Origin of the sequence: Acetobacter senegalensis (genome assembly GCF_001580995.1) — a bacterium.
In the GTDB taxonomy this organism is placed as follows: domain Bacteria; phylum Pseudomonadota; class Alphaproteobacteria; order Acetobacterales; family Acetobacteraceae; genus Acetobacter; species Acetobacter senegalensis.
Genome location: NZ_LHZU01000062.1, coordinates 1 through 6,244 on the forward strand (window position 1 = coordinate 1; position 6,244 = coordinate 6,244).

Below are 6,244 nucleotides of genomic sequence, written 5' to 3' on the forward strand. Positions count from 1 at the left end.
ACCTGCACACCGCACCAATCCCGCGTAGCGGGTTCGTTCCCCCCCCCTGATCTGCCTTTCCGCTCAGTGACGCAGGAGCAGACAGGCGGCAGGCGCCCTCATCTCGGTCAAAAGAAGAGCCGTTCCAGTTTCCGAAAAGCGGACGGTCGGCAATAATTCTCGTTATCCGCCGATGTCCTCCTCCAGACTTCTGATTGCTGCATGTGCAGCTGATCAGGAGAAAGTATCATGGAAAAGAAAACGCGTTTTCCATCGCCTACGCTGAAGGCGTCCGTGCCTTGGAATGCAGGAAAAATGGTTGGCGCCAAGCGGGCGCTCAAAGAAAAGCACGTCTGGGCTATTCGGTTCTGGCTGGGGAGCGAACAGCGTGTCAGAGACAGAGCTTTGTTTGATCTTGCTCTCGATAGCAAACTCAGAGGCTGCGATCTTGTCAGCCTTCGTATCGGCGACATCGTTACCAGTGGTCAGGTGCGCCACCGAGCCATGGTCGTCCAGCAGAAAACCCGGCGACCTGTGCAATTCGAAATTACAGAAACAACGCGGGAAAGCGTGCGGGCGTGGCTGGAACATCGAGGTGGTGGCTTGAATGAGTATGTTTTTCCAAGTCGCCTAAGCGCCAAAGCTCACCTGAGCACAAGGCAATACGCCCGGCTTCTGGATCAATGGGTTCAGGCGGTGGGATTGATCGCCGGGGAATATGGAACTCATTCGCTCCGCCGGACTAAGGTTGCCATGATTTACAAACGAACCGGTAATATCCGGGCCGTGCAGATCCTGCTGGGTCATTCAAAACTGGATAGTACGGTTCGATACCTTGGGGTGGATGTCGAGGACGCTCTGGCACTGTCGGAAGCCACTGATCTCTGAAATCGAATATGCCTCAGGAATTCTCTACCTCCTCCCTATGTGTACATGTTATGATGACACATGGGGAGGAGACCATGAGCCAGCATCTTTCAGACAACGCACCATTACCACAGAAAATCGGTGTTCGGGAGTTCCGGGGAAACCTGACAGCGTATCTGCGTCAGGTCAGGCAGGGCAGTACGATCTTGGTGACGTCTCATGACCAGGTCGTAGCCGAACTGCGACCGCCAGCCTCTTCCTATCGCCCCCGTCGTCAACCCGGCGCATTGCGCGGACGGATCAGAATAAGCGAAGATTTTGATGAGACACCGACGGACCTTCTTGAAAGCATGGAACGCGACCTGTGAAGGTTCTGCTTGATACGCATGCGTTGCTGTGGTGGCTTTCGGACTCCGACCGGCTGGGTGAGACTGCACGGGAAATCATCGCAGACCCGGTTCACGATATTCTGGTGAGTATCGTGTCACTCTGGGAAATTGCGATCAAAATCCGTATCGGAAAGCTGGATGCGGATATGAACGATATTCTGGCAGCCATTCCTGAAGAAGGTTTCTCTCTATTACAAATACAGCCCGAACACCTGCAGATCCTGATGTCTTTGCCTCTGCATCATCGTGATCCGTTTGACCATCTCCTTATGGCGCAGGCGCAAGCTGAACACGCCACATTTCTTTCGGAAGACGGACAAATGGATCATTACCCCATCAAGAGAATACGCTGTTCGTGAAGCAGAAACTGCCTTCAGAACACGCCTCATATTTGACATACACACCGACGAACAGCTTTCCGCATAACGGACATGAGCCGCACGATCTCTTGCAGGCGGGTTGGGCCGATAGTGAGATTTATAATTTTAAGGTAAAATCGGGGAGATAAGCACGCGTTTCGTTAAGGCGATGCTGTTTGCCGAATCCCCAAGCCTCACAGGCATGTCTCATTATTGCTTATATACGCAGAATGATGCGAAAAATCAATCAGACCGCTTTTTGAGTCAGGCTCTCGGGTAAACATGGTGTTTGCCGTTCCGCCGCAGAAAAATAGTGAAAGTCGTCGCATTTATGAACGCTGACAATCTGACAGGGCTTATCGGATATCTGAAGCAGGATCAGTGGCAATCCTGCTTTGAAGAGGTGTTGGGTGAGCATTTGGGACCGGCTTTAGAGGCGGCGGATATCAGCTTCGAAGACCTGGAAGATATCCTAGGGCAGGGTGCGGCGATGTCACTCTGGGGCTGTGCCTTCGAAGATTTCTTGGGACAGGAATGGGATAACGAAAATTTCGTTGAAGTCTATCTGAAACGACGGGGCTGGAAAGAAGGTCCACGTAAAAGTACTTATATGCGGGGCCTCAAAGAGGCCGTCATGAGCCTGTATGAGGTTTCGCAGATCGTGCCGGGTCAAAGCATGATGGTGCGTGACCTGTTGCGGGGTGGTGACCCTGTTCTGGTTCATGAACGCTCAGCCACACAGTCCTTGAAGCCTTGGGCGCGCATCGCGGCGCGCCTTGTTCCCGAAGACGGTAAAATGGTTTTGGCAGGGAGTCTGTTGGCATATTCGCCGCAGGCTTGCGAATATCTGGCTGAGAATTTGCGCGATGTTCTCAAGCGTAAGCGAGGTCAGGCTGAGTTTCCAAAGATCAAAACAGAGGTGCTCCGCGATCTGGCTCCGGTCTTTACGTTGACCTGGCTCTTTAGAACCATGGAAAACATGGTGAGCGCCTCTGAGCCACCCGTTCTGTTTAACGGCGATGGCGAAGACCTGGTCTTTCATGACGTGTGTTTTCCTCTCAGCAAGGGAAGCACCCAGAAGAGCATTGCCAAGGTTTTGAAGACGATACCCTGTTTGCAGCATGCGGGGCGCATGATCTGGAATTGGACGCGTCAGGCTGGGGACCATGTTCCTGAGGCCCATTCTAAGGCAGGCGACAGCAAAGCTCAGTTTTTGAGCACCACGTTGGATGATGGTGGTCTTGTTCTGGGGACTCTGGAACTGAAAGGCCATCAGCTGAGATTGCAGGTCAACTCAAAAACACGGGCTGAGCAAGGCACGGCTGTACTCCGCAACGCCTTGGGAAGCCTGATTGGATCTCCTCTAACACAGATTATGACCGCCGAGCAGGCTTTAGAAGAACAGCGGACCTCTGGCCGAGGGGACGTGCTTGAAGACGAGATCCCGCTCGAAGAGGAAGCGGAAATTTTGGCTGCTGTTTTTGAGCAGCATTATCGCCGTGTTCTGGATGAGGTTGTTCCGGGGCTTGGGCATGTCACGCCGAGGCAGGCTGTTAAAACAGCGGCGGGGAAGAAGAAAGTCGCGGCCTGGTTGAAGCAGATTGAAGCCACGACAGCAGGCCTGGGGCGTGAGGAGGCAGGGGCCTCTTTCAGCTTTGACTGGATGTGGGAAGAGCTGGGTATCAAGGGGTTGCGAAAGTGAAGGGGAGCGCTGCTCACAAACGCAACCAGTCGGGCCAAAGATGTGTTTTAGGTCGCCACTCCATGAGAGGCACGCGCCTCGTTTTAGGTGGGATAGTCGCGGCGTTGTTGTGCATGCCCATACCCAGTCATGCCGCTTCGTCTCGCTGTGATCCTGTTACCTATGGTGCACGGCATGATGGCCGCACCAATGACGGTCCGGCCATTCAACGTGCCATTACAGCCTGTAGCGAGGCAGGCGGTGGCATGGTGTCGTTGACGTCAGGAACATGGTTGAGCGGACCTTTATCTCTCAAAAACCATGTCACGCTGAATCTGGGGCAGGGAAGTACCCTTCTGGGGAGTTCGGACACGCGTCTATTCCACTGGGCCTTTCTGGGGAAAGCAGCGCAGCCCGGTGAAGCCCTTGTTTCTGCGATTGATGTTCAGGACGTGGCTATAACCGGTCAGGGCCATATTGATGGGAATGGGGCTGCTGTCTGGTGGCCTCAAGCGGTGCGGGCGCACAAGACGCAGACCTCAGGTCCTTTACCTTACGGGCCAGACTATCCGGGGGTTCCTGCTGCTAATGGCCTACCACGTCCTTGGCTGATTGAGTTTTCGCATGTGCAGCATGGACGGATCTCAGGCGTTACGGCGACCAATTCTCCGATGTGGACGGTCGTTGTAAGGGAGTCCAGCCAGATCAAGATCGATCATCTCACGATCCGCAACCCGGCCTCGTCTCGGAATACCGATGGTATTGATCTTGTCTCCTCGGATCATGTCACGATGAGCACTCTCGATATTGCGACGGGGGATGACAATATCGCCATCAAGTCCGGTTTGAGGCAACCGGGACGAGCCGTGAGTGATATCAGCATTACACAGTCTCGCTTTGGCGAAGGGCACGGTCTGTCTATTGGCAGTGAACTGGCCAATGGGGCCCATCATATCAGAATTTCTGACGTATCGTTTCAGAACACGCTGTCCGGGCTGCGGATTAAGTCTGGACGAGATCGTGGGGGAGATATTGGCTGGATTAGCGCGGAACATGTGATGATGAATCATGTCCGCGCTCCGCTGTCGATCAGTGATTATTATGCAGGGCAGCCCGGTGGAACCCAGAAGACTGTCTCAATGACCGATCCCGCTGCTCCGGTAACGTCAACAACCCCGCATATTCACGATGTCACCATTACCGATCTGACGGCGAAAAATGCGGAGACTGCGGGGGTTGTGTTGGGATTGCCCGAAGCGCCGATTGAGGGACTGACTTTGAGAAATATTCGACTATCGGCCCGGAAGGGGCTTCAGTTTAGTCATGTTAGCGGACGGGCCTCTGAAAGTACGTTTGCAGTCCAGACGGCTCCAGTTCTTCAGTGTGGATCTGCTGTGCATATTGACGGATCAGATCTGCGCTGCCCAGATGAGAGAAGCGTTCATGAATGAGTTTTTGCTCGTCATGATTGACCGTCTGTCGACGCAAAACAAAACAACACAAAACAGACAGGCGGCAGTCGCCTACATACCAGCCGTTCAGGCTGAGATCTGGGGTTCTCGATAGCTGTCATTGATTATCGGGCAGGAGTTCCGGTGTCGGGAAGCCAAAATGCGAAAGAAACGACCTTATTGTATGTAATTAAAACTGACTCCCGTAGCTTTATATTGCCATTGAGATTTTCTTTGCACTTTTCACAATAGCGGTTTGAAAATAGGGATAGATTCATGAGCTATGAAACTACAAACTATCTACCGAAGGGCGTCACCCAGCGGCACGCAATCGAATTCGCCGAACTCTTAGGTTACATCCGGGATGGCACTTATGCCCATTTAGGCTCACCCGGAACATTCTCTCTCATCTATTACGAGGGCAAGGACTACAAATCTTGGGAGCCTATCGAGATGTCGATTGGCATCTCATCCGAGCGCAATGCTGTTTATGTCCACACGCGAACTCGCGTTGGCCGAAGCCACTATGATTTCACGATGCAAAACAAGACCGTCCGTGAATTTCGCCGCCGATTTGGCGGATCGGCCGTCAGGGACGGCGGGAACGGCGATGGCTATGATCCCGGGCCACCGGTGCCGCCAGCAGCATCTGGATGCTATCTAGCGATACAGAGATTTGACCGGAACCTGACTAGAGTGAACATGTATCTCCATCAAGGCTTCAGCCTCCCAGAACATAACTGCCTACAGCCGATGGAAAAGATCTGGCCTCAGATGCGCGAGCTCAATCCCGAGGTTTTCATCAGTAACATCATACCGATCTATTTGGTTAGCGCGCTGGAGGACTATTTCAAAAGCACATATATTGCGCTTCTGACCTATTCGTGTCGAAAGGCGTCGATCCTTAAAGGTATTCGATTATCAGGCGAGCAACTATCACTCATCTCTGACGGCAGATTAACCGTTGAAGAAGCGGCCGCGGAAACTCTCCCATTCCAGCGTCTCGCAGCAATTGGACGTAATTTCAACGATATAGACAGCAAACTTGATGTTCTGGCCCCTTTAAAACGACCTTATCGTCATCGGAAGGTAAACCTTCTGGAGCGGATGGAACATCTTGTCACTCGTAGGCATGCCCTGATTCACGGCATGCAATTCGACATTAATCTTGATCGAGAAAAGCTCGAAGCCGTCATTCACGATCTGACCGTTAGCGTGAGCCGCGTCTATCAGCTCATTACTAACCATTTCGTTTGGCCTTTTGAACTGCCGCTATCGAGCAATTTTTGTCTGAAATCTCGTCGAAAACCCCGTGCAACTACTCGCAATGAGACGAGCGAATCGCCGGGCACGTCCGAACTTAGCGACGATATCGAAACAGCATCAAAGCGAACGAGCAGCCCTAAGTTATCTGGTCGCCATTCGTGATTAATAAAGTCGGGTGTAGTCATGCGGATAGCTAAAGCGGACGAACTGCTTCCCCTGAAGGGTTTCGGGCGCCGCGAGGCGTACGAAAGT

6 protein-coding genes are annotated in these 6,244 nt (G+C 52.8%); all 6 read left to right on the top strand.

Annotated features, from left to right (window positions below; all coding sequences use genetic code 11):
* The first annotated feature begins 228 nt into the window (after positions 1 to 228).
* The 6 genes from AD948_RS00635 (at position 229) to AD948_RS00660 (ending at position 6,154) form a co-directional block, all read left to right on the top strand.
* A complete protein-coding gene (locus AD948_RS00635; protein ID WP_012813326.1) occupies positions 229 to 867 on the top strand; it encodes a tyrosine-type recombinase/integrase in 639 nt (212 codons plus the stop codon).
* Between the two features lie 8 nt (positions 868 to 875).
* Positions 876 to 1,214, top strand: coding sequence for a type II toxin-antitoxin system Phd/YefM family antitoxin (locus tag AD948_RS00640; RefSeq protein ID WP_193352942.1), 339 nt, complete (start codon positions 876 to 878; stop codon positions 1,212 to 1,214).
* Positions 1,211 to 1,594 carry a type II toxin-antitoxin system VapC family toxin gene (locus AD948_RS00645; protein WP_006560236.1) on the top strand — a complete coding sequence of 128 codons (384 nt, stop codon included), beginning with the start codon at positions 1,211 to 1,213 and terminating at the stop codon, positions 1,592 to 1,594. Before AD948_RS00640 ends, AD948_RS00645 begins: the two co-directional genes overlap by 4 nt.
* A gap of 331 nt (positions 1,595 to 1,925) precedes the next feature.
* A complete protein-coding gene (locus AD948_RS00650; RefSeq protein ID WP_061470270.1) occupies positions 1,926 to 3,296 on the top strand; it encodes a hypothetical protein in 1,371 nt (456 codons plus the stop codon).
* A 113-nt stretch (positions 3,297 to 3,409) separates the two neighbouring features.
* Positions 3,410 to 4,726 carry a glycoside hydrolase family 28 protein gene (locus tag AD948_RS00655; RefSeq protein WP_006559719.1) on the top strand — a complete coding sequence of 439 codons (1,317 nt, stop codon included), beginning with the start codon at positions 3,410 to 3,412 and terminating at the stop codon, positions 4,724 to 4,726.
* A gap of 276 nt (positions 4,727 to 5,002) precedes the next feature.
* Positions 5,003 to 6,154, top strand: coding sequence for a hypothetical protein (locus AD948_RS00660; protein WP_061470271.1), 1,152 nt, complete (start codon positions 5,003 to 5,005; stop codon positions 6,152 to 6,154).
* The last annotated feature ends 90 nt before the right edge of the window (positions 6,155 to 6,244 follow it).

Bases quoted from the DNA above. Each gene is read 5' to 3' on its own strand.
- AD948_RS00635 (WP_012813326.1), top strand. From the start codon at position 229: ATGGAAAAGAAAACGCGTTTTCCATCGCCTACGCTGAAGGCGTCCGTG.
- AD948_RS00655 (WP_006559719.1), top strand. From the start codon at position 3,410: ATGCCCATACCCAGTCATGCCGCTTCGTCTCGCTGTGATCCTGTTACC.
- AD948_RS00660 (WP_061470271.1), top strand. From the start codon at position 5,003: ATGAGCTATGAAACTACAAACTATCTACCGAAGGGCGTCACCCAGCGG.
- AD948_RS00650 (WP_061470270.1), top strand. From the start codon at position 1,926: ATGAACGCTGACAATCTGACAGGGCTTATCGGATATCTGAAGCAGGAT.
- AD948_RS00640 (WP_193352942.1), top strand. From the start codon at position 876: ATGCCTCAGGAATTCTCTACCTCCTCCCTATGTGTACATGTTATGATG.